The sequence below is a fragment of the Nocardia sp. CY41 genome (assembly GCF_009829325.1).
In the GTDB taxonomy this organism is placed as follows: Bacteria; Actinomycetota; Actinomycetes; order Mycobacteriales; family Mycobacteriaceae; genus Nocardia.
Genome location: NZ_VUOS01000034.1, coordinates 50,926 through 73,064, shown reverse-complemented (window position 1 = coordinate 73,064; position 22,139 = coordinate 50,926). Strand labels below are relative to the sequence as shown.

Genomic DNA, 22,139 nt, shown 5'->3' with positions numbered 1-22,139 from the left:
ACCAGCTCGTTGACACCCGGCGGCAGATCGTCGTCGTCCTCACGAGAGAACACCCGGATCCCGATCACCTTGCCGGACTCACCGTGGGGCACCTTCAACGAGGTATCGCGCACCTCCCGCGCCTTCTCCCCGAAGATCGCCCGCAACAACCGCTCCTCCGGAGTCAGCTCGGTCTCACCCTTCGGGGTCACCTTGCCCACCAGGATGTCACCGTCGCGCACCTCCGCACCGATGCGCACGATGCCACGCTCGTCCAGATCGGCGAGCACTTCATCGGAGACATTCGGGATATCGCGGGTGATCTCCTCGGCGCCCAGCTTGGTGTCACGAGCATCGATCTCGTGCTCCTCGATATGAATCGAGGTGAGAACGTCCTCCTCCACCAACCGCTGCGACAGGATGATCGCGTCCTCGTAGTTGTGACCCTCCCACGGCATGATCGCCACCAGAAGGTTCTTACCCAGCGCCATCTCACCGTTCTGAGTTCCGGGGCCATCGGCGATGACTTGCCCGGTCTCGATCCGCTGGCCTTCGTCCACGATCGGACGCTGGTTGGCGCAGGTGCCCTGGTTGGACCGCGCGAATTTGCGCATCCGGTAGGACTTGCGGGTGCCGTCGTCATGCATGACGGTGACGTAGTCGGCGGAGACCTCCTCCACCACACCGGCCTTCTCGCTGACCACCACGTCGCCCGCATCGATCGCGGCGCGCAGCTCCATGCCGGTGCCGACGATCGGCGCTTCGGAACGGATCAGCGGAACCGCCTGCTTCTGCATGTTGGCGCCCATCAGGGCGCGGTTGGCGTCGTCGTGCTCGAGGAACGGGATCATCGCCGTCGCGACCGACACCATCTGGCGCGGCGAGACGTCCATGAAGTCGACCTCGGCGGAGTCGATGATCTCCACCTCGGAATTCCGGCGCCGCACCGCGACTCGCTGTGCTAGGAAGCGGCCGTCGGCGTCGAGCGGCTCGTTCGCCTGCGCCACGACATGCAGGTCTTCCTGATCGGCGGTCAGGTAGTCGACTTCGTCGGTGACCCGGCCGTCGACCACTTTCCGGTACGGGGTCTCGATGAAACCGAACGGATTGACCCGCGCGTACACCGAGAGATACCCGATGAGGCCGATGTTCGGGCCTTCCGGCGTCTCGATCGGGCACATCCGGCCGTAATGGCTGTAGTGCACGTCGCGGACTTCCAGACCGGCGCGCTCACGGGACAGACCGCCCGGCCCGAGCGCGGACAGGCGGCGTTTCTGGGTGAGGCTCGCGAGCGGATTGCGCTCGTCCAGGAACACCGACAACTGGGAGGTGCCGAAGAACTCCTTGATCGCGGCGACGACCGGGCGGATGTTCATCAGCGTCTGCGGCGTGATCGCCTCGACGTCCTGCGTGGTCATCCGCTCGCGGACCACGCGCTCCATCCGCGACAGCCCCAGCCGCATCTGGGACTGGATCAACTCACCGACGGTGCGCAGCCTGCGATTACCGAAATGATCGATGTCGTCGACCTCGACCCGGACCTCGACGCCGCCGGGCGCGGTCATGGTCTTGTCGCCCGCATGCAGGCGTAGCAGATACTCGATGATCGCGACGAGGTCTTCCTCGGTGAGCACCGGTGAGCCGGCCGCTTCGCCGGCCTGCAGGCCGAGTTTCTTGTTCATCTTGTATCGGCCGACCCGCGCCAGGTCGTAGCGCTTCTCCTTGAAGAACAGGTTCTCCAGCAGGGTCTGCGCCGACTCCTTGGTCGGCGGCTCACCCGGACGCAGCTTGCGATGGATGTCGAGCAGGGCTTCATCGGTGCCCGACGTGCCGTCTTTCGCCAAGGACGTCATCATCACCTCGGAGAAGCCGAAGCGCTCGACGATGCGCTCGTTCGTCCAGCCGAGTGCTTTGAGCAGCACGGTGACCGGCTGGCGGCGTTTGCGGTCGATGCGCACACCCACGGTGTCGCGCTTGTCCACGTCGAACTCCAGCCACGCGCCACGCGACGGGATGACCCGCACACTGTGCAGATCCTTCTCCGTGCCCTTGTCCACACTGTGGTCGAAGTACACACCCGGCGAACGCACCAGCTGCGACACCACGACCCGCTCGGTGCCGTTGATGATGAACGTGCCCTTGTCGGTCATCATCGGGAAATCACCCATGAAGACCGTCTGGCTCTTGATCTCACCGGTGTTGTTGTTGATGAACTCCGCCGTCACGAACAGCGGAGCCGCATACGTCATGTCCTTGTCTTTGCACTCATCGATCGAGGCCTTGACCTCTTCGAAGCGCGGCTCGGAGAGCGTCAGCGACATCGTCCCGGCGAAATCCTCGATGGGGCTGATCTCCGCGAGCACTTCCGCCAGTCCGCCCGCGCTCTCGCCGTGCGCCGCCGCCCGCTCGCGCCGGGCAGGCGCACCGATCAACCATTCGAACGAATCGAGCTGGATCTCCAGTAGACCCGGAACTTCCAGTGGCTCCCGGATTTTCGCGAACGAGAGCCGCTTCGACGCCCGGGAGAAACCGGCGTCGGCAGGCATTGCGGCATCGACATCGGCCTGAGTCGAGACTGTCAAGATGCGTCCTTCCAGCACCTCGTACCGCCCACGCGTTCGCGTGGTCGGCACGATATCTGCTTGTCCTGTGGGCGGTATTCATCACGCACCGTGCTGGACTGTGCCCGAACATGCCTCGACAACAACGGGTAGAAGGTGGCACGCAGACAGTGCCACTTTCCATGGTCGATTCGTATTTCGAGAGTTGGACAGCACGCGACCCGGCGCGAAGCCCTTAAATTACACCCCAATGAGACCGATGTCGAGGAACATCAAAAAATAGACACATGATTTCTTGTGTCTTCCCATGTTTATAGTGACATCTCGATATGGGCTCCGTCAAGTCTATTGGCGGTAATTCGCCACATTCACTCGATCGGTTCTCCGGTCGTGGCTGCCGCTGTCGCCGAGGGGACCGGCCGGATGGATACGCGGACGACAATCACCGCAGCCATCGTGAAGGCCGTGCCGCACCACAACGCCTTCGCGGGGTCACCCGTGTGGTCGACGGCCAGAGCGGCGACCGCGGGGCCGGCAACAGCGCCGATATTGAATGCGGTGGTGGCCAGCGCGCCCGCGAGCCGTGGTGCGGCGGGCGCGGCGGTCTGCACGATCGTGGAGATCAGTGTGGAGCCCACGCCGAACGCGACCGCCCCGGATATCGCCGCCATGATCGCCACCCCTGGCAGCGTGTGCGCGGTGAGCGCGGCCAGCAGCCACACGAGGACGAGACCGCTCGTACCCAGCTCGATGATCCGTTCACGATGGCGGTCGCTCGAGCGGCCGGTGAACGTCACACCGGCGAACGAGCCGAGGCCGAACAAGACCAGCACGACCGGAACCCAACGGCCACCCACCTCGCCGAGGCCGGCGGTGATCGAGCCGAGGAACGTGAACCCCGCAAAGGTCGCCGCGTTGACCAGGACCGCGACCAGGACCGCCGTGCGAACCGGACGTCCGCCGAGGACCGCCCACTCCTTCCGCAGGGAGGACTCCTGCGTGGCCGGCCGATCACCGGCTTCCACGGCGCGGGGCGTCATCGTCCACATCGGGATCACCGCCGCACCGCTGATGACGGCGACGGCCCAGAACGCGGCCCGCCAGTCCCAGACCTGTCCCAGCAGCGTCCCGGCCGGTACACCGGCGATGCAGGCCACCGTCACCCCGGATACCACCACCGACGTGGCGCGCCCGACGACGGCAGGGTCGACCAAGCGCGGCAGGACCGCCAGCGCGAGAGCGAGGAATCCGGCGTTGGTGACCGCCGCGACGACCCGGGTCGCCAGCAGTACCGCGAAATCGCTGGTCATCGCACCGGCGACATGGGTCACACAGAACAGCGCCAAGAACGCCGCCAGCGAATGCCGGACCGGCCATCGGCCCGCCGCCATCGCCATCGCAGGCGCCCCGAGCACCATGCCCGCCGCGAACAGCGAGGTCAGCAGACCGGCGGTACCGAGCGAGACGCCGACGTCGACGGCGATCCGCTCCAGCAACCCGGACACCATGAATTCGGACGTGCCCTGCGCGAACACCGCGACAGCCAGCACGAACACGACAATGGGCATTAGGAGAACTCCCCGGATACAGGACGCCGCGCAGACTCGGCGCGGCGCCCGGGATGGTCGCGGAATCCGGGCGAACCGTCGCCCGACCGCGGAGAAACCGACATCGTCCGGCGTCGCGACAAATCTGCCGATCGCACTACGACCGGCAGTTCTGGACCCGCAACGCCGCCCAGCACATATGCCGGGCGGCTATCGTCTGGACGCCTCGGGAGAATTCACGCCCACACCATAACAACGCACCTCGGCCGGGCCAACGCATTATTCATCCTGCCGAGAATTCCGGTATTCAGTGCGACCGCAGGCGAGATATGGCGGTGTGGTTCGCGTCGGGATCCAGAGTTATGGCTGCCGCCCAGACGTGTGCCGCGACGGCGCGCTGGTCGAAGAGAGCGACCCAGGTATCGGTGGACTCGCGGGTGTCGGTCACCCAGGTGGGCGTCGGTCCGAGTTCGGGCAGGTGGATGTAGGTCAACGAGGTGTAGGCGCGTCCGCGGGCATCGAAGATCGTTGCGGCGCAGACAGGGTCGGAGGTGGCGCGCTCGCTCAGTCGGCCTGTTTTCGCGGCCTGGATCGCGTCCGGGGGAACGCCGTCGGCTCCGGTGAACATCTCGCCGACCGTCAGGTAGGCGAGGCCGAAGCCCCACAGACGGCGGGTGAATCTCCGGATCAGCCATTCGGCGGAATCCAGGATGGGGGAGCGTTCGGCGTCGGGATCGAGGACTATCGGGACGTGGGCCGCGTCGTGTGCGGCGCGGCTCTCGGTGTGGGCGAATCCCCAGAAGTGCACAGTGTCGGTGTCGGCGGCGCCTGCGCGGCGCTCGGTCATCATTGTCGTGAGCATCGAATCGATCGTGGCGCGGGGTGGGTATCGGATGGTGGAATTCGTGGGCTTCCGCCACTCGGGGCGCGGACGGTTTCGTCGCTTGGACATGTCCCTCTCGGTACTCGCACGGGTGATGGAATCGGTCAGGCGAAATCGCCGGGCCGGGTTGGGGACGGATCCGGTGTTCGCGCCCTGCTCGCGGACAGCAGAACCGCCCAGAACTGGGCGCGTACCGCGTCCCACAGCCGGAAGTGGCGCGGGAACCATTCGCGAACCTGTGCCAGGTCCGGAAGTGCGCGCTCATCGAACGCGACGAACCCGCTCTGGCCCAGCGGAATCGGCACCGTGTCGCCGTTGTTGCGCAGCCGATAGGCAGGGGTCGGATCGGCGTCGTCACGCAGGAACAGGATTTCGATGCGGGTCCCCACTATCCGCCATCCGGCCTGCGCGGTTCCCGCGGTGGTGCGATGCAATCGGGTCACCCTCGCGCGGATTCCGGTGGCGTCGCCAACGCCGACAACCGTTCCAGCACAGCCTGAATCGTGGGCACGTCGTGGAGGTGGTCGGCGCTATGACCTTCGCCGAGTGACGGGAACCGCACGCCACGTGCGGCGGCGCGTTCACGGTGGCTCACCGCCTGAGGTGTCAGCCGTCCCGCGAACACGAGCGTGCGGTATGCCGCCGCCTTCCACGCACACCGCTCGATTCGGCAGGTCAGATGAGCCCGCATCTGCTCGTGCGCCAGCTGCACGTCCGCGTGACAGCAGCTGTCAGGCAGGGCGAACAGGGCGTCCGGTGTTTCACGACCGCCGTGCCGGTGGGGTCCAGCGCCGTGCCTCGGCGGCCGGAAATCGCGCGTAGTCGGCTCCGACGCGCGGGAATCGGTGACGGAATCGCTTTCTGTTCCATGGTGTTCGGCCATGTGCATATGCTGCGGGCGTGTTCACGACGGGAGGCTCGAAACGGCAGGCGCGCGGCAAACGGCGCATACACGCTGAGCGATTCCCGAGTTGGGCGCACATCGATTCTCGCCGTGGGAAAAAACATGCCACACCGTGGGAGAGCAGGGGAGGACACAGCGGAAATGGTCGGTAGCAAGTCGGACATCAGCCGGACGACGCTGCCGCGTCGCCAGTTGGGCCGCGCACTGCGCGACGCGCGCCAGGCCAACGGCTACACCCTCGAGCAGGTAGCCGAAGTCCTGGAGATCAGCCGATCGTCACTCGGACGGCTGGAGTTGGGGCAGAACGAGAAGGTCAAGGTTCGCGACATCGAGTTCATCTGCCAGTACTACGGGCTATCGGAGGAACGGACCGGGTACCTGAAATCGCTTGCCGAGCAAGCGCGGGTGAAGCCGTGGTGGGAGGACTTCCGGGATCTGGTGCGGCCAGGGTTCAATACGTATATTCAATTGGAGGCCGCGGCAACAGGATTGCATTTTTTCCAGACGCTCATCATACCGGGACTATTGCAGACTCCCGACTATGCCCGCAATGTGCGACCATCTGCGTCGACGGGCACCTCCGAAGAGACCGACTGGCGCGTGGAACGGAGAATACGGCGATCAGCGATACTCACCCGCAAGCACAAACCGATGCAGGCCGAGTTCCTGGTACATGAGTCAGCTCTGCGTACTGTTGTCGGATCTACGCGGATCATGTCTTCGCAATACCGTCACCTTGCCGACATGGGGACGCGAGAGAACATCTCGATCCGAGTCGTTCCCTTCACCGCCGGATTCCCCGGAGGGTTGGCGGTACCGCCGTACATCATCATCGACTTCCCAGATAACGAGCCGTCCGTTGTCTACACCGAAGGTGCCATAGGGACAATGATTTTCGAGGAGGAGGGCGATGTGAACCGCTTCCGGGTGATTCACGAAGCCGTCAAGGGCGCTGCACTGGAAGAGCAACGATCGAGAGACTTGCTCAGGAATATGGCAAGGAGAAATGAATAATGATCATCGACCTATCCGGAGCGAAGTGGTTCAAGTCTGTCCACAGCGGCGAGGCCGATCAGTGCGTCGAAATCGCGTGGCTCGGGTCCAATCACGTCGGTGTCCGTGATTCGAAGAACCCGGCCGGTCCGGCGTTGATCTTCACGCCGGGTCAATGGAGCTCTTTCACCGCCTGCATTACGGCTGGTGCGTTCGATTCGCGTTCTGATCTGTGACATCGACGAACGGCCCGGGCTTCGGCTGCGCCGCCGTCGTCCGGGCCGTCGTTCTCTCGACTTCTGACAGGCTCACGCCGGATGTCGGCGTTGCCGACGCGTCCGGATCAACGGCGGCTGAGCCAAACTGCCGCCAGTGGGTACGGAGCGATGATCGGGGTCCCGGCGATGTTCACCGTTCCCGACCAGAGCCCTTGCCGGGGGTCGATGTCATGCAGGTCGAGCCCGAACGGAACGAAATCGAACGACACATACGTCTCGTCCGGCCCGACCGGCGTCTGCTGCCCACCCCGGCTGGAACCACCGCAGACCAGCACCACTGTCTTGCCGTCCACAAACACTTGCAGGTCGCAGTTCTCCAGAGGCGACCCGATCACATTGGAAGGCCCCCGCCCGATGTGATAGGTCCCCGGCGGGATAACACCGTTGCGCGGAAACTCCGGATCGTCAGCGGAGGCGACGGCGGGAACAACAGAGACCGCCGCAGCAGCAAGCGCAAACCCGGCCAAGATCTTGCCCAACTTCATCGTTCCAACTCCTCGGAAAATCAGTCCAACCCAGTCGTATGTCCCAGCTCTCACCGAACTCGTTACTGCACTGCCACCCTAGAGGCGTGCTCAAACCCCCTGACATCCCCACGCCGAGAGCCAATCCGACCGCTGAGTCAGCCCTCGGCCCGGCCATCTGGCACGTTCGTCGCCCAGCGCAGACAGGCGGCCACCGACTGACTGTCTGCTAGTGTTGGCGCACCTGAGTCGTCGCGGGTCGAGAGGGTGGGGATGAGTCGTCGAATCACGTTGGTACTGCTCATCGGTGTGCTGGCGGCCGGAGTCGTCGGGTGCGGGGACACCAGCAGCGGTACGCCCACGGCGGGTTCCAGTACGACTGCTGCCCAGGCTTTGTTCAACCCGTGCACGGGGGTTCCCGATGAGGCGTTGCGGAAGGCTGGGGTTGATCCGGCCACCGAGGAGAAGGGTATTGCGGGAGTCGACCAATCAGGCTGGGAAATCTGCCGATGGAAAGGCAGCCGCTACTCGATGACCGTGTTTTCGACCGGGAGGACGGTGGCCGAGTTCGAGAAGAAGCCCGGCAATGTCGAATTCCAGGACATCACGGTAGCTGGTCGAGATGGTCGGCAGTTCAGGGTCGAAGGGGCGTCGAAGGGACTCCTTTGTGACGTCCTCTTCTCCGCGCCTCAAGGCGTCATCCAATTGCGGGTATCCAATCTGGCCGGTCTCGACCACCATGAGGATCCGTGCACGACCCTATATCGAGTTGGCGAGTCGATTGTGCCGGTTCTACCGAGATGATCTGGGAGGGGATTTATGAGCGAGGACAGCGCGGGAATGTGGAGTCGACTTGCAGGGGCGGCTCGATCGGGGGAACTCTACCTTGACAACCAAGAGGTCGCATTCGCGTGTGCAAAAGCGTGTGACCAGCGCCTGAAGGAACTTCAAGATCTGGCGGTTCTCACACAGGATGCACAAAACGTCGCTGGGTTCGGTGACTTCAAGATGGCCGACGACCTGGTGAGGAAGTTTTCGAAACAGGCCACCGGAGACGATAATTCGGTAGACAAGGTCGTGCTCGAGCACATCGAGACCGTGAAGAACATGCGCGAGGTCATGGCGATCTCGTTCAAGCGCATCACTGGGCAGGACATCGAGAACGCGACGCAGTTCGCCAACACCACCGAGCAGGTGCGCTGATGGTCAACCCGTTCAGTAACCCAGCGGTCAAAGACGTGGGAGCCGCGGTGCTCCGCAACGTTTCCAATTGGGTCTTCGACATCCAGCCGGATGCCGATCCCTTCACTGTGCAGGACAAATACAATCAGCAGCGGGACGACGTACGCTCGCGGGCTGCCGGCCTCAGCTTCCAAGGCGAATTCCGGCCGAGGGAAGTTCTCGATGTGGACGAGTTCGAACGCTACGACGTCGCCACGCTGCGCAGTAAGGTCGACCAAATCGATCTCGCGACCGTCAATGGCCTGGTAGAAGCGTGGAACACCATCGCGGATCGGCACCAGGAGTCGCTGAGAACCTTCACCGATGCGATGGCCCGTGCCACCGATGAAGGGGTGTGGCGCGGTGAAGCGCGTAATGCGGCGGCCAGCGCTGTCAGTGACTACGCCGCTCAGGGGGCACAGGTATCGAACGCGGCGCGCCTGACCAGTACCAAGCTGGCCGAATTGCAAACCGGGCTGGAGCCGACCAAAGAACTGGTCCCGCACGCTCCGGATCATCGCAGTGGGTTCGAGAACGCGATAGGTCTTTTCGCAGGGCGTGCTTGGCGTAATGACGATGTGGCGCAGCATAACGCGAAGGCCGAGGCGGTACGGGTGTTGAGCACCGTCTATGCCCCAGTCGTCATGGAGTCCGACACGAACGTCCCGGTGATTCCTCGTCCGGCGTCGGCTACGAACCCGAGCGGTACCGCTCCGCGGGGTACGAGCACTGGCAGCAGAAACCCCTCGGGGACATCGTCGCCCGGTTCGCATCCCTCCGAGACGAATTCCACCGACGATCCGACGACGCCGTCGAGCACCGAGCCTTCGGACAACACCTCCGAAACACCGGAGCCGACTACCGACCCGGCGTCCACTACGGAGGAGTCGACCACACCGGCTTCCACCACGCCTACCGCGACGACACCTGCTGCGACGACGCCCACGCCGAGTACATCGCCGAACAGTCCCGGCAGCCCGCACCTGAGCACGCCGGGCAGTCCGGGGAGTCCCGGGAGTCCCACGGCTCCGAACGCGCCGGGTGTTTCGGTTCCCTCCAAAGGCGCACCGAACAACACCACCGCCGTTCCGGCTGCCGCGCGGAGCGGCACGTCGCCCGGCCGCGCCGGCATGAGCGGCATGGGTGGGATGGCTCCCGGTGCGCGCGGCGGCAAGTCGGATGAGGAATCCACCAAGGGGATCCCGGACTACCTGATCACCCAGGAACACGGCAATGAGCTCACAGGGCTCGACGATCTGCCCCGGACGGTGCCGCCGGTCATCGGTGACAGCCAGCGGTAAGGACGTCGCCCGTGCCTCAGGTGCAGAGCTGGCGGTTCACCGCGCTCGAATTCCGGACGTTGTGGGAGTCCACAGGCCGGGACGTGCTGCCCTACCCCTTGCAGCACCAGTACACGACGGAGTTCCGGTCGGAGAGCCTGCGGTTGCGGCAGGCCGCGGCGCAGTCGCTGCACTCGCGCATCGATGACAACCTGTTGCGTGCGGTGGAAGTGTTGCTGGCGCCGGAGGCTCGGGTGGAAGTGGCCGGATTCGCCGGCAAGCGCAGGGACCGCAGGCTGCGGGCGCATGCGGGAGTGCACTCCCAGCACGGCGCGGTCGCGGTGCAGGAACCGGGACCGGACCCGGAGCACGGCGGTGACGTGGTGTTGACGTTGCTGTCCGCCGGTGAGGTCGCGCGGGCTGTGGTCGACGTGTTCCCGGCATGCGGCCCGGGGACGGGAAAACAATTGCAGGCTTCCGCGGACGAACTCACGCGGCCACGCCCGCCGGTTCGCGACGCCTGGCGGCCGACGCCGCGGGAGGAGTTCGAGCGGTTCTTCATGCGCGCGATGACGTTGATCGGTCATGTCGGCGTCTACGCGATGGGAAGCGTGGACAATCGACATATCGAGGGTCGCAAGGACTTTCAGCTCAATGACGTCGAGAACGACGGCCGCTACGTCACCTTCGGCACCGACCTGCTCACGATCAAGCCGACCACCGCCGAACGCATCGCAGGCACCTTGCAACAGATAATCGCCAAGACCGTCAAGGAAGTGCGCGAGGGAGTACACCTGCCGTACTGACATCGGAGGACGCGGTGTGGGCGCTCGCCGCCGCGTTACCCGGCGTCGTCGTGGGGTTCGCCCCGCCCGAGCCGCGGGTGCAGGCTGGTGAGCATGCGACGGAGCTGGTCGCGGGTCTACCGCTGCTCGTGTTCATAGAAGGCTTGCACGCGACCGGCGTGCCCGTCCTCGTCGAGTTCGACGACATCCAGAACACGATTTCCGTTCTCGCGGCGGTAGAGCAACGCGTACCCGCCCGGCCGGATCAACAGCGCCTCCTCGGTGAAGGCGAGGTTCGGCGCCAGAGACAGCCCGAGCTCGAAATGCTTGCGCAGCTCGGCCTTGCCGTGTAGCCGCCCATCGGAACGATCCCACCGGCGCGCGACGGTCGAAGCCACGAAGTCGACCTCGTCCGAGTAGCACGCCATGATGGCGTCGAGGTCATGCGCGTTCCACGCCGCCGGCCACACATCTGCATGTGCGCGAAAATCCATGCCCGGACTGTCCCAGCCGCACTCGCCTGCTTCCCCAGACCCGGGTGCCGTTGCCGCATCGATTCGTAGAACGCACGAAACCGAACGTCCGCCCATCGTCCCGGTGCAGGCCGGAACCCATTGCTGGACCCGAGAGCGGGCGATGGGCGGACGTTCGGCAGGGCGGTTCCGCCGGAGGGGGACGGCGGTTGTCGCGCCCGTGTCCCGCGGGGTCCGGACCGCGGGACAGGTTGCGGCGGTCAGACGTTCGCGTAGGCCAGCGAGGGGGCGCGCTGGATGGCGAAGGAGGACCGCAGGTAGAACCACCAGGTGACGCCGGCCATGACCAGGAACGCCGCGGCGTAGCCCCAGAACGCGGGAGCCATGCTGTGCAGGTGGGTGTTGGACAGCCGCAGCGCCTGCTGCAACAGCCAGCCGCCGGAGGCGCCGACCGCGCCGATGACGCCGATCGCGGCGCCCGCCTGGCGTTTGGCCGACGCGGCGGCTTCGGCCGCGTCGAGGCCGTGCTCGGCGGCGTACTTCTTGGACTCCGCGCTGAAGATGGTCGGGATCATCCGGTAGGTCGAGCCGTTGCCGATGCCGGTGAGCACGAACAGCAGCAGGAACGCGACGAGGTAGAGCGGGAAGCTCTTCAGTTCCAGCCCGGCCATGATCAGCCCGACCGCGATCGCCATGCCGCCGAACACGTACAGGGTGATCTTCGCGCCGCCGACCTTGTCGGACACCCACCCGCCGAACGGCCGGCTGAACGACCCGACCAGCGCGCCGAGGAAGGCGAGGTTACCGAGCGTGGTGATCCAGCCGATCTTGGCCAGATCCGGGAAGTTGGCCTTGATCAGCGTCGGGAAGGCGAAGGAGAAGCCGATGAACGAGCCGAAGGTGCCGATGTAGAGGACCGCCATCACCCAGGTGTGCCGGTTGGTGAGCGCGAGCCGGTAGGACTTGCCGTCCGACTTGGCGGTGCTGATGCTGTCCATGTAGCGCAGCGCGCCGAACGCCGCGGCCAGGATGAACGGCACCCACACCAGCACCGACAGCGTGATGCCGAAGCGGTAACCGCCCGGGTCCTTGGCCATGATGTGCGTGCCGAGGGTGATCAGCAGCGGCAGCACCAGCTGGGTCTGGGCGACGCCGAGGTTGCCGCCCGCGGCGTTGATGCCCAGCGCGGCGCCCTTCTTGCCCTCGGGGAAGAAGAAGTTGATGTTGGCCATCGAGGAGGAGAAGTTGCCGCCGCCGACGCCCGCGAGCGCCGCCAGCACCAGGAACACCCACATCGGCGTGCCCGGTTGGTTGACGAAGTAGGCCAGACCGAGCGTGGGGATCAGCAGCATGGCGGCACTGAACACGGTGAACGCTCGCCCACCGAAGCGGGGGATGGCGAAGGTGTACGGGATGCGCAGAGCGGCGCCGACGAGGGTGGGGGTCGAGGTCAGCAGCAGCGCGTTGCTCACGGCGGTGGGATTGCCCTTGCCGAGACCGGCGAGGAAGTCGAATCCGGCGGCGCCCATGCTGGTCACGACGGTGCCCCAGATGACCCAGACGCTGAAGCCGAGGTTCTCGGCGAACACGGAGAACATCAGATTCTTGCGCGCGGTCTTCGCGCCACCGGATTCCCAGAATTTCGCGTTGTCCGGATCCCAGTGGTCGAGCCAGCGTCCACGTCTTTGATATTCGAAAGTCGTTGTCTGCGACTGCTGGCCGGTGGCTGCTACGGCGGTCATCGGCTTCCTCTCGATTCGGCTCGACCGGCCCTCATCGCGGCGGCGCCGCCGGCGGCTGTCGAGTGCTAGCTACGGTCGAGACAAAGGTATGAGTCGCTTGTTGCGTCCCCGTGGCCCGCGATGACGTTCCCGGCAAATCCGACTCACATCGCGCGCGCCCGCATGGTGACCACTCGGTTACCTGGCGCGATTCAGCGGGCGTCGGGATATTCCGCGATGAGAGAATTCAGGAAGCAGCGCGTCGCCGAGGCGGCGCGTTCCGGATCGCCGTCGATCACGGCGTGTACCAACGCGGCGTGCTCCTCGGTATAGGAGTCGTCGGACTTGGCGGTGCGGGCGCGGATGACCTGTTCGATGATGGGCAGCAGCGAATCGTAGAACTCGAGGTACACCGCGTTGTGACTGGCGACGACGATGGCCCGGTGCAACTGGACGTCCGCCTCGATCGCGGCGGTGTTGTCGTCGTCCCACTTCTTGTCGCGTTCGGCCAGCAGGCGCAGCAGATTCGCGATGTCGGCGTCGTCGCGGCGGCGCGCGGCCAGGCCCGCGGCGGTGACGTCCAGCGCGAGGCGCAGCTCCAGGACGTCGCGCTCCTCGGCGTCGGCGAAGTATTTGCCCAGGGTGCCGCCGAGGTCGGAGGCCGCGATCACATAGGTTCCGGACCCCTGGCGGCGCTCCAGCATGCCGGCGTGCACGAGCGCCTGGACGGCCTCGCGCACCGTGTTGCGGCCGGTGCCGGTGAGTTCGGTGAGCTCCGGCTCGGTCGGGATGCGGGCGCCGATCGGCCAACGGCCGGAACGGATCTCGGCACGCAGCTGTTCGGTGACCTGGGCGATGAGGCTGGTGCGCCGGACGGGTTGCACCCCGACAGAGTACCGCCCATCACAAATCGTTGCCGGTCTTCATCCGGTCATCCTATGATTTCTCGGTGACTGCGACCCTTCCCGGAACCGAGGCTCGCCAGGAATCCGTCCTGGTTGAGCGCCGTCGACGTGCGCTGACCGAGGGTCGCCTGCTGGTCCTCACCGCCATCGTGATGTCGGCGCTCACCCTGCGGGTCGCCGTCACCGCGTTCAGTCCGCTGGCCGAGCGGATCGGCGCCGAAATCGGCTACGGCGCCGCCGTTGTCGGCGTCTTCGGCATGATCCCCACCGCCATGTTCGCGCTGTCCGGACTGCTCACTCCGGTCTTGGCGGTCCGGCTCGGACTCGAGCGCACCGCGCTGACCGCCATGCTGATGGCGGGTGCGGGCATGGCGCTGCGCGTGCTGATGTCGGGCACCGCCGAACTGCTCGTCTTCTCCGCGCTCGCCCTCGCGGGCATGGGCATCGGCAACGTGGTCATCCCGCCGCTGGTGAAGCGCTACTTCCCGGATCGCCTCGCCGCGATCAGCTCGCTGTACATCGTCATGGTGCAGCTCGGCACCGTCGTGCCCGCCCTCACCGCGGTCCCGGTCGCCGACGCGTACGGCTGGCGCGTCTCGCTGGGAGTGTGGGGCCTGCTCGGCTTCGCCGCGGCGGTGCCGTGGCTGGCGGTGCTGCGCGGCAGGCGCGGACGCGACGGTGCGGATACGACGGCGGTGCCGCAGCAGGAGCCGCATTCCGGGCGCGTGTGGCGCTCACCGATCGCGTGGGGGATGGCGGGCATGTTCGGCATGACCTCGCTCACCACCTACGCCATGTTCACGTGGTTGCCGAAGATCCTGAGTGAGGCCGGCGCGAGCGCAGCGTACGGCGGAGCCATGGTCGGTCTGTTCGCCGTGGTCGGCTTGGTCGCCGCGCTCACCGCGCCGACCGTGGTCGCCCGGTTCCGCAATCCGTTCCCCGTCGTGGTGGGCTGCGCCGTGCTGTTCTTCATCGCGTTCACCGGGCTGCTCCTCGCGCCGATGGCCGCGCCGATCCTGTGGGTCGTCGTGCTCGGTCTCGGCCCGAGCACCTTCCCGATGGCGCTGACGCTGATCAACTTGCGCACCCGCACCCCTGCCGGGTCGGCCGCGCTGTCGGGCTTCACCCAGGGTGTCGGCTACGCGGTGGCCTGCGTCGGTCCGCTGCTGTTCGGCGTGCTGCACACGGCGACGGGTGGCTGGCTCGCCCCGTTCGCGATGCTCGCCGTGGCCGTGCTGGTCCTGCTCGTGGGCGCCTGGCAGGCGTGCAAGCCGCGCCTGCTCGAAGACACCTGGAATTGAGTCCGGCGCTGTCGGCGGTCGAAACTCACAACTCCGGTTGCGCGGCTGTGCGAACGGAGTAAGGATGGGCGCAACGATTTTCGCGAAAGTAGCGCGCGTCACACCTCACCGCGCGTCGAATTCGATATCGGCCCATTTGTGACGCGCGGAAACCGTTGTGTCACACGCCTGAAACATTGCCGCGAAACTCACCCCGGGTCGCGGGTAATCGTGAGCAACCGTTGATTTGACGGTCATTTCGCGCAGCATTTCGGCAATACCCCTTTCCTACCGTGGAGCCAACCGACATTGGGAGGCCCCGTTGAGCACGCTGACGCGTAACCGTCTGGAAGCGCTGGGACGGACGAAGATCCGCAGGCAGCAGATCGAGCACTGGGATGCCGAGGACGTCGCCGCCTGGGAAGCCGGCGGCAAGGACATCGCCCGGCGCAACCTGATCTGGTCGGTCTTCGCCGAGCACGTCGGCTTCTCCGTCTGGTCGATCTGGTCGGTGATGGTGCTGTTCATGCCGACCGACAAATTCGGCATCGACCCGGCGGGCAAGTTCTTCCTGGTCGCCATGCCGACCCTGGTGGGCGCGTTCCTGCGGATTCCCTACACCGTGGCGACCGCGCGCTTCGGCGGACGCAACTGGACGGTCTTCAGCGCGGTGATGCTGCTCATCCCGACGCTGCTCACGCTGTACTTCGTCAACCAGCCCGGCACCTCGTACACGACGTTCCTCGTGGTCGCGGCGTTCGCGGGCTTCGGCGGCGGCAACTTCGCCTCCTCGATGACCAACATCAACGCGTTCTACCCGCAGCGGCTCAAGGGCTGGGCGCTCGGCCTGAACGCGGGCGGCGGCAACATCGGCGTTCCGGTGATCCAGCTGATCGGCCTGCTGGTCATCGCGACCCTCGGTAACGGCTACGCCTCGCTGATCTGCGCGGTCTACCTGGTGCTCATCGCGATCGCCGGGCTCGGCGCCGCGCTGTTCATGGACAACCTGCCCAACCAGAAAGCCGACCTGTCCTACATGCTCACGGCGCTGAAGGTGCCGCAGTCCTGGGCGATCGCGTTCCTCTACATCGGCACCTTCGGCTCGTTCATCGGCTACAGCTTCGCCTTCGGCCAGATCCTGCAGATCAGCTTCCGCGCGGGTGGCGACACCGTCGCGCAGGCCACGCTGCACGCCGCGCAGATCGCGTTCATCGGGCCGCTGCTCGGCTCGCTGGCCCGGCCCTACGGCGGCAAGTGGGCCGACCGCATCGGCGGCGGCAAAGTGACGCTTTTGACGTTCATCGCGATGATGGCGGCGGCCTTGCTGGTCACCGTGGCGAGCACGATGGCAGATAACAACAACGGCGTGGCCGGCGGCGGCGTGATGACCGCTCTGGTCATCGGCTTCATCGCCCTGTTCGTGCTCTCCGGCATCGGCAACGGGTCGGTCACCAAGATCATCCCGTCGGTGTTCGAGGCGAAGTCGAGGAGCCTGGACGCCACGCCCGCCGAACGGTCGGCCTGGTCGCAGAACACCTCCGGCGCGCTGATCGGTTTCGTCGGCGCGATCGGCGCCCTCGGCGGTGTGGGCATCAACTTGGTGCTGCGCTCCTCCTACGCGTCCACCAAGTCGGCCACCACCGCGTTCTGGGTCTTCATGGCCTTCTACGTGCTCTGCGCCTTGGTGGTCTGGGCGGTGTTCCTGCGCCGTCCCGGCCTGCGGGGCCTGTCCGCCGACTCCGATGTCGTGACCGAAGCCGAGACCTTCGTCCTCGAAGCCGAGGCCGGTCAGTCCCAGTCCCCGTCCGCCGGCTCGGCCCGCGCCTGACACCCGACCCAGTCCAGGAGGACCCCCAGATGAACCCCACAGTCGTTCGCAAGACCGCGGTGGTCGTCGGCCACGGAATGGTCGGGCACCGGTTCGTCGAGGCGCTGCGCTCGCGCGACACCGAAGGCCGGTGGCAGGTGATCATCCTCAGCGAGGAGCAGCTGCCCGCCTACGACCGCGTCGGCCTCTCGTCCTACGTCGGCGCGTGGGACGCGAGCGCGCTCGCGCTGCCCGGCAACGAGTACGTCGGTGACGACCTGGTGGAGCTGCGGTTGGGCCAGAGCGCCGAGTCCATCGACCGGGCGGCGCGGAAGGTGACCACCTCCTCCGGCGACATCCTCGCCTACGACGCGCTGGTGCTGGCCACCGGCTCCTACCCGTTCGTGCCGCCGGTGCCCGGCCACGACCGGCCGGAGTGCTTCGTCTACCGCACCATCGACGACCTCGACGGCATCCGCGCGGCCGCCGAAGCCGCCGGCCCCGGCGCGGTGGGCGTGGTGGTCGGCGGCGGTCTGCTCGGCCTGGAGGCCGCGAACGCGCTGCGCCTGCTCGGGCTGACCCCGCACGTGGTCGAGTACAACACCCGGCTGATGCCCGCCCAGGTCGACGAGGGCGGCGGCGCGATCCTGGAACGCCTGGTCACCGACCTCGGCCTGCACGTGCACACTGGTGTGGGCACCTCCGCGATCGAGGCCGCGGGCCAGGGCGTGAAGGTCACGCTCTCCGACGAGACCGTGATCGATGCCGGGTTGGTCGTGTTCTCCGCCGGTGTCCGCCCGCGCGACCAGATCGCCCGCGACGCGGGGCTCGAGGTCGGCCCCCGCGGCGGCATCATCACCGATCTCGGCCTGCAGACCTCCGACCCGAACATCTGGGCCATCGGCGAATGCGCCGCCGTGGAAGGCGTGTGCTACGGCCTCGTCGCTCCGGGCTACAGCACCGCCGAGATCGTCGCCGACCGCCTCCTGGGCGGTGCGGGCGAGTTCCCGGGCGCGGACATGTCGACCAAGCTCAAGCTGCTCGGCGTCGACGTGGCCAGCTTCGGTGACGCGCACGGCGTCACCGAGGGCGCGCTGTCGGTCGTGCTGCACGACGCCGCCAAGGGCACCTACGCCAAGCTCGTCGTCTCCGATGACGCCAAGACGCTGCTCGGCGGCATCCTGGTCGGCGACGCCACCGCCTACTCGGCGCTGCGCCCGCTGGTCGGCCGCCCGCTGCCCGCCGAACCGGCCGCGCTGATCTCGCCCGCGGGCGCGGAACTGGGCGCCGACTCGCTGCCGGACGACGCGCAGATCTGCTCCTGCAACAACGTGTCGAAGGGCGCGATCTGCGGCGCGATCGCCGACGGCGCCTGCGACGTCCCGGCGATCAAGAGCTGCACCAGCGCCGGAACCTCGTGCGGCGGTTGCGTTCCGATGCTCAAGAAGCTGCTCGAGCAGTCCGGCGTGGAGATGTCCAAGGCGCTGTGCGAGCACTTCGAGCAGTCGCGCGCCGAGCTGTTCCAGATCGTCCAGGTCACCGGCATCCGCACCTTCTCCGGGCTGCTCGCCAAGTACGGCAAGGGCGCGGGCTGCGACATCTGCAAGCCGACCGTGGCGTCCATCCTCGCCTCCACCTCGAGCGACCACATCCTCGACGGCGAGCAGGCCGCGCTGCAGGACACCAACGACCACTTCCTGGCCAACCTGCAGAAGAACGGCACCTACTCGGTGGTGCCCCGGATGCCCGGCGGCGAGGTGACCGCCGAGCAGCTCATCACCATCGGTGAGGTGGCCAAGGAATTCGACCTGTACGTGAAGGTCACCGGCGGCCAGCGCATCGACCTGTTCGGGGCGCGCGTCGAGCAGTTGCCGTTGATCTGGAAGCGCCTGGTCGACGCGGGCATGGAATCCGGTCACGCGTACGGCAAGTCGCTGCGCACCGTGAAGAGCTGCGTCGGCTCCACCTGGTGCCGCTACGGGCAGCAGGACTCGGTCGGCATGGCCGTGCTGCTGGAGAAGCGCTACCGCGGTCTGCGCTCGCCGCACAAGCTGAAGCTGGCGGTGTCCGGCTGCGCCCGCGAATGCGCCGAGGCGCGCGGCAAGGACGTCGGCGTGATCGCCACCGAGAACGGCTGGAACCTCTATGTCGGCGGCAACGGCGGTCTCACCCCGAAGCACGCCGTGCTGCTGGCCGGTGAACTCGACGACGAGACGCTGATCAAGTACATCGACCGGTACCTGATGTTCTACATCCGCACCGCCGACCGTCTGCAGCGCACCGCTCCGTGGCAGGAGGCGCTGGAAGGCGGCATGGATTACCTCAAGCAGGTGATCTGCGAGGACAGCCTCGGCATCGCCGAGGACCTGGAGTCGGCGATGGCCCAGCACGTCGCCGGCTACCGCGACGAATGGGCCGCGGTGCTGGAGGACGAAGAGAAGCTCTCTCGCTTCGTGTCGTTCGTCAACGCCCCGGAGGAAGCCGATCCGACGATTTCCTTCGACGAAACCGGGGAGCGGAAGGTTCCCGTCCTGCTCGGACTGCCGGAAGTCCCGGTCGCCACGCAGGGGAAATGACCGCTTAACCCCTTGGAAACAGAACGTCGGTACCAATGAGTAAGGCGTTTGGAGGATGACACCGATGACCGTGATCGATACCCCCGGCATCGCCGCAGCAACCACCACGGGGTGGACGCAGGCTTGCCGTCTCGACTACCTGATCCCCGGCCGCGGCGTTGCGGTGTTGCTGAAAGGCGGCCGCCAAGCCGCCCTGTTCCTGCTGGAGAACGGCATGCTGTATGCCGTCGGCAATATCGATCCGATCGGCCGGGCGGCAGTCATGTCGCGCGGGATCGTCGGCGATCGCGGCGGGGTGCCGGTCGTGGCCTCCCCGCTGCTGAAGCAGGCCTTCTCCCTGGTCGACGGGCGTTGTCTGGACGACGAATCGGCGATGCTGCCGGTGTACGCGGTGCGCGTGGACGACGGCATCGTTTCGATTTCCAACGAGCCGGTGACCTCCGCGCTCGCGTCCTCGGATGGATGAACGCCAATGACAACAGTTGACGCGGGCGCGAGCCTGGCCGGATTCACGGTGGGCATCACGGCGGCCCGGCGGGCGGAGGAATTCGCCACCCTGCTGGAACGCCGTGGCGCGACCATCGTTTCGGCGCCGGCCATCCGGATCATCCCGCTGGCCGATGACAACGAGCTGGAGCGGGTGACCCGGCAGCTGGTCGCCGATCCACCGCAGATCACCGTGGCCACCACGGGGATCGGCTTCCGCGGATGGATGGAGGCGGCCGAGGGCTGGGGCCTGGCCGAGGACCTGCGCGCGACGCTGGGCACCACCCGCATGCTCGCCCGCGGCCCGAAGGCCAAGGGCGCCATCCGCGCCGCGGAACTGCGCGAGGAATGGTCTCCCGCCTCCGAGTCCTCCGCCGAAGTGCTCGATCACCTGCTCGCCGAGGGCGTGGAGGGCGTCCGGATCGCCGTGCAGCTGCACGGGGCCACCACCGAGTGGGAGCCGGTGCCCGACTTCTGCGAGGTATTGCGTTGTGCGGGCGCGGATGTCGTGCCGGTGCCGGTGTACCGCTGGGTGCCGCCGGACGACCAGGGGCCGATGGATCATCTCATCGAGGCCGTCGTCACCTCCGGGATCGACTGCGTCACCTTCACCAGCGCGCCCGCCGTGGCGTCGATGTTGATGCGCGCCAAGGAAACCGGACTACTGGAAGGGCTGCTGTACGCGCTGCGCGGCCGGGTGCTGCCCGCTTGCGTCGGCCCGATCACGGCCGCGCCGCTGGAAGAACTCGGGGTGCCCACCTCGATGCCGGGCCGGGCCCGGCTCGGCGCGCTGGCCCGCCACGTCGCCGAGGAACTGCCCAGGCGGGCCAACCGGATCCACGCCGCGGGCCACATCATCAGCGTGCGCGGCGCCTGCGTGGTGGTCGACGGTCAGGTGCGTCAGCTGGCGCCCGCGCCGATGGCCCTGATGCGCTCGCTGGCCCGCCAGCCCGGCCGCGTCGTCTCGCGCGAGGACCTGCTCGCCGCGCTGCCCGGCGGCGGGGACGACACGCACGCGGTGGAGACCGCCATCGCGCGCCTGCGCGCCGGACTCGGCACGCCGAAAGCGATTCAGACGGTGGTCAAACGCGGCTACCGGCTCGCGCTGGACCCGGCGGAATGTACCGACAACAATCCACGGCCCACCGCGACAGGAGGACCGCAGGTGCCCGGCGTCGGAATCCCGACCCGGGCACCTCGGTACATCCAGGCTGCGGGGAGCTGGTGAACGCGCCCGCTCTGGTGCTGGTGGCCCACGGGACCCGCAGCACCAAGGGCGTGCAGATGATCGCGGCGCTAGCCGAGGCCGTGACGAAGGAACTCGGTGCCGGGATTTCGGGGCCCGGCACCGAGACGCCTCGGGTGCGTACGGCATTCGTGGACGTGCTCGGTCCTTCGCCGTCGGAAGTTCTGCGTGATCTGGTGACTCCGGCCGGGGAATCCGTTCCCGCCGTCGTTGTTCCGGCGTTCCTTGCCTCTGGTTATCACGTCTATCAGGACGTGCCGAGTGAGGTCGCCGAGAGCGACCATCCCGCCGTGACGGTCACACCCGCGATGGGGCCGGATCCGGCGCTGGCGCGGATCATGGCGATGCGTCTGCGCGCCGCGGGCTGGTCTCCGGGCGACGCGGTGGTCTTCGCCGCGGCGGGCTCCTCGGACGCCCGGGCCCGCCAGGATATCCGGCGCGCGGCCGCACTGCTGGCCGAGCGCCTCGGCGCAGGAGTCCGCATCGGCTACGTCGCCACCGGTGCGCCGCGCGTCCCGGATGTCGTCGCGGACTTGCGCGCGAGCGGCGCGAGCCGAGTCTTCGTGGCCTCCTATCTGCTCGCGCACGGCTTGTTCCAGCAGCGCCTGCACGAGTCGGGCGCGGACGGCGTCGCCGAGCCCATCGGCGTGCACCCGGCGGTGGTCCGGTTGATCGCCGACCGCTACCGGGTCGCGGCGGGGGAGCTGGTGCGAGCGCGGGCGCGCTGAGCCCCGCGATCGGGTTTCCGGC

20 protein-coding genes are annotated in these 22,139 nt (G+C 66.9%); 12 read left to right on the top strand and 8 right to left on the bottom strand.

Annotated elements, in window-relative coordinates:
* The 4 genes from rpoB to GVY64_RS31910 form a co-directional block, all read right to left on the bottom strand.
* The coding region (rpoB, locus tag GVY64_RS31925) for a DNA-directed RNA polymerase subunit beta (RefSeq protein WP_159849608.1) at positions 1 to 2,579 on the bottom strand (2,579 nt) is incomplete at its 3' end.
* Positions 2,580 to 2,908: 329 nt separating this feature from the next.
* The gene (locus tag GVY64_RS31920; protein WP_159849603.1) at positions 2,909 to 4,108 is read right to left on the bottom strand and encodes a Cmx/CmrA family chloramphenicol efflux MFS transporter; all 1,200 of its coding nucleotides are present in this window, start codon (positions 4,106 to 4,108) and stop codon (positions 2,909 to 2,911) included.
* 286 nt (positions 4,109 to 4,394) lie between these two features.
* Positions 4,395 to 4,949 carry a hypothetical protein gene (locus GVY64_RS31915; RefSeq protein WP_159849601.1) on the bottom strand — a complete coding sequence of 185 codons (555 nt, stop codon included), beginning with the start codon at positions 4,947 to 4,949 and terminating at the stop codon, positions 4,395 to 4,397.
* A 125-nt stretch (positions 4,950 to 5,074) separates the two neighbouring features.
* Positions 5,075 to 5,404, bottom strand: coding sequence for a hypothetical protein (locus tag GVY64_RS31910; protein ID WP_159849599.1), 330 nt, complete (start codon positions 5,402 to 5,404; stop codon positions 5,075 to 5,077).
* Between the two features lie 245 nt (positions 5,405 to 5,649).
* Between GVY64_RS31910 and GVY64_RS31905 the strand changes: the two genes are divergently transcribed.
* Together GVY64_RS31905 and GVY64_RS31900 are read left to right on the top strand one after the other, a co-directional pair.
* A complete protein-coding gene (locus GVY64_RS31905; protein ID WP_159849597.1) occupies positions 5,650 to 6,888 on the top strand; it encodes a helix-turn-helix domain-containing protein in 1,239 nt (412 codons plus the stop codon).
* Entirely contained in the window at positions 6,888 to 7,103 is a 216-nt protein-coding gene (locus tag GVY64_RS31900) for a DUF397 domain-containing protein (RefSeq protein ID WP_159849595.1), read from the top strand. The genes GVY64_RS31905 and GVY64_RS31900 overlap by 1 nt, the downstream gene beginning before the upstream one ends.
* A 107-nt stretch (positions 7,104 to 7,210) precedes the next feature.
* Here the strand turns inward: GVY64_RS31900 and GVY64_RS31895 are convergent, their stop codons facing one another.
* Positions 7,211 to 7,630 (bottom strand): hypothetical protein, encoded by a 420-nt coding sequence (locus GVY64_RS31895; protein ID WP_159849593.1) that lies wholly within the window; start codon positions 7,628 to 7,630, stop codon positions 7,211 to 7,213.
* Positions 7,631 to 7,882: 252 nt separating this feature from the next.
* On the opposite strand from GVY64_RS31895, the gene GVY64_RS31890 reads away from it, so the two are divergent.
* The 4 genes from GVY64_RS31890 to GVY64_RS31875 are packed head-to-tail and all read left to right on the top strand — an operon-like array spanning position 7,883 to position 10,916.
* Complete coding sequence (locus GVY64_RS31890; RefSeq protein WP_159849591.1) at positions 7,883 to 8,413, top strand: DUF3558 domain-containing protein; 531 nt, start codon at positions 7,883 to 7,885, stop codon at positions 8,411 to 8,413.
* A gap of 15 nt (positions 8,414 to 8,428) precedes the next feature.
* Entirely contained in the window at positions 8,429 to 8,812 is a 384-nt protein-coding gene (locus GVY64_RS31885) for a hypothetical protein (RefSeq protein ID WP_159849589.1), read from the top strand.
* On the top strand, positions 8,812 to 10,131 hold the full coding sequence (locus GVY64_RS31880) for a hypothetical protein (protein ID WP_159849587.1): 1,320 nt from the start codon (positions 8,812 to 8,814) through the stop codon (positions 10,129 to 10,131). The genes GVY64_RS31885 and GVY64_RS31880 overlap by 1 nt, the downstream gene beginning before the upstream one ends.
* 11 nt (positions 10,132 to 10,142) lie before the next feature.
* Complete coding sequence (locus GVY64_RS31875) at positions 10,143 to 10,916, top strand: ESX secretion-associated protein EspG (RefSeq protein WP_159849585.1); 774 nt, start codon at positions 10,143 to 10,145, stop codon at positions 10,914 to 10,916.
* Positions 10,917 to 11,032: 116 nt separating this feature from the next.
* On the opposite strand, the gene GVY64_RS31870 is transcribed toward GVY64_RS31875, so the two are convergent.
* From GVY64_RS31870 to GVY64_RS31860, 3 genes are all read right to left on the bottom strand, one after another.
* Positions 11,033 to 11,389, bottom strand: a complete 357-nt coding sequence (locus GVY64_RS31870) for a YybH family protein (protein WP_159849583.1) — start codon at positions 11,387 to 11,389, stop codon at positions 11,033 to 11,035.
* 239 nt (positions 11,390 to 11,628) lie between these two features.
* Positions 11,629 to 13,110, bottom strand: a complete 1,482-nt coding sequence (locus GVY64_RS31865; protein WP_159849581.1) for an MFS transporter — start codon at positions 13,108 to 13,110, stop codon at positions 11,629 to 11,631.
* Between the two features lie 191 nt (positions 13,111 to 13,301).
* Positions 13,302 to 13,973: a FadR/GntR family transcriptional regulator gene (locus GVY64_RS31860; protein WP_159849579.1), complete on the bottom strand. Its 672-nt coding sequence runs from the start codon at positions 13,971 to 13,973 to the stop codon at positions 13,302 to 13,304.
* A 65-nt stretch (positions 13,974 to 14,038) separates the two neighbouring features.
* On the opposite strand from GVY64_RS31860, the gene GVY64_RS31855 reads away from it, so the two are divergent.
* From GVY64_RS31855 to GVY64_RS31830, 6 genes are all read left to right on the top strand, one after another.
* A complete protein-coding gene (locus GVY64_RS31855; RefSeq protein WP_442939658.1) occupies positions 14,039 to 15,295 on the top strand; it encodes an MFS transporter in 1,257 nt (418 codons plus the stop codon).
* Between the two features lie 310 nt (positions 15,296 to 15,605).
* The gene (locus GVY64_RS31850) at positions 15,606 to 17,102 is read left to right on the top strand and encodes a nitrate/nitrite transporter (RefSeq protein WP_236567415.1); all 1,497 of its coding nucleotides are present in this window, start codon (positions 15,606 to 15,608) and stop codon (positions 17,100 to 17,102) included.
* 29 nt (positions 17,103 to 17,131) lie between these two features.
* Positions 17,132 to 19,657, top strand: coding sequence for a nitrite reductase large subunit NirB (gene nirB, locus GVY64_RS31845; protein ID WP_159849575.1), 2,526 nt, complete (start codon positions 17,132 to 17,134; stop codon positions 19,655 to 19,657).
* A gap of 64 nt (positions 19,658 to 19,721) precedes the next feature.
* On the top strand, positions 19,722 to 20,123 hold the full coding sequence (nirD, locus tag GVY64_RS31840; RefSeq protein WP_159849573.1) for a nitrite reductase small subunit NirD: 402 nt from the start codon (positions 19,722 to 19,724) through the stop codon (positions 20,121 to 20,123).
* Positions 20,124 to 20,129: 6 nt separating this feature from the next.
* Complete coding sequence (locus GVY64_RS31835) at positions 20,130 to 21,371, top strand: uroporphyrinogen-III synthase (RefSeq protein WP_159849571.1); 1,242 nt, start codon at positions 20,130 to 20,132, stop codon at positions 21,369 to 21,371.
* Positions 21,368 to 22,117 carry a sirohydrochlorin chelatase gene (locus GVY64_RS31830; RefSeq protein WP_159849569.1) on the top strand — a complete coding sequence of 250 codons (750 nt, stop codon included), beginning with the start codon at positions 21,368 to 21,370 and terminating at the stop codon, positions 22,115 to 22,117. The genes GVY64_RS31835 and GVY64_RS31830 overlap by 4 nt, the downstream gene beginning before the upstream one ends.
* The last annotated feature ends 22 nt before the right edge of the window (positions 22,118 to 22,139 follow it).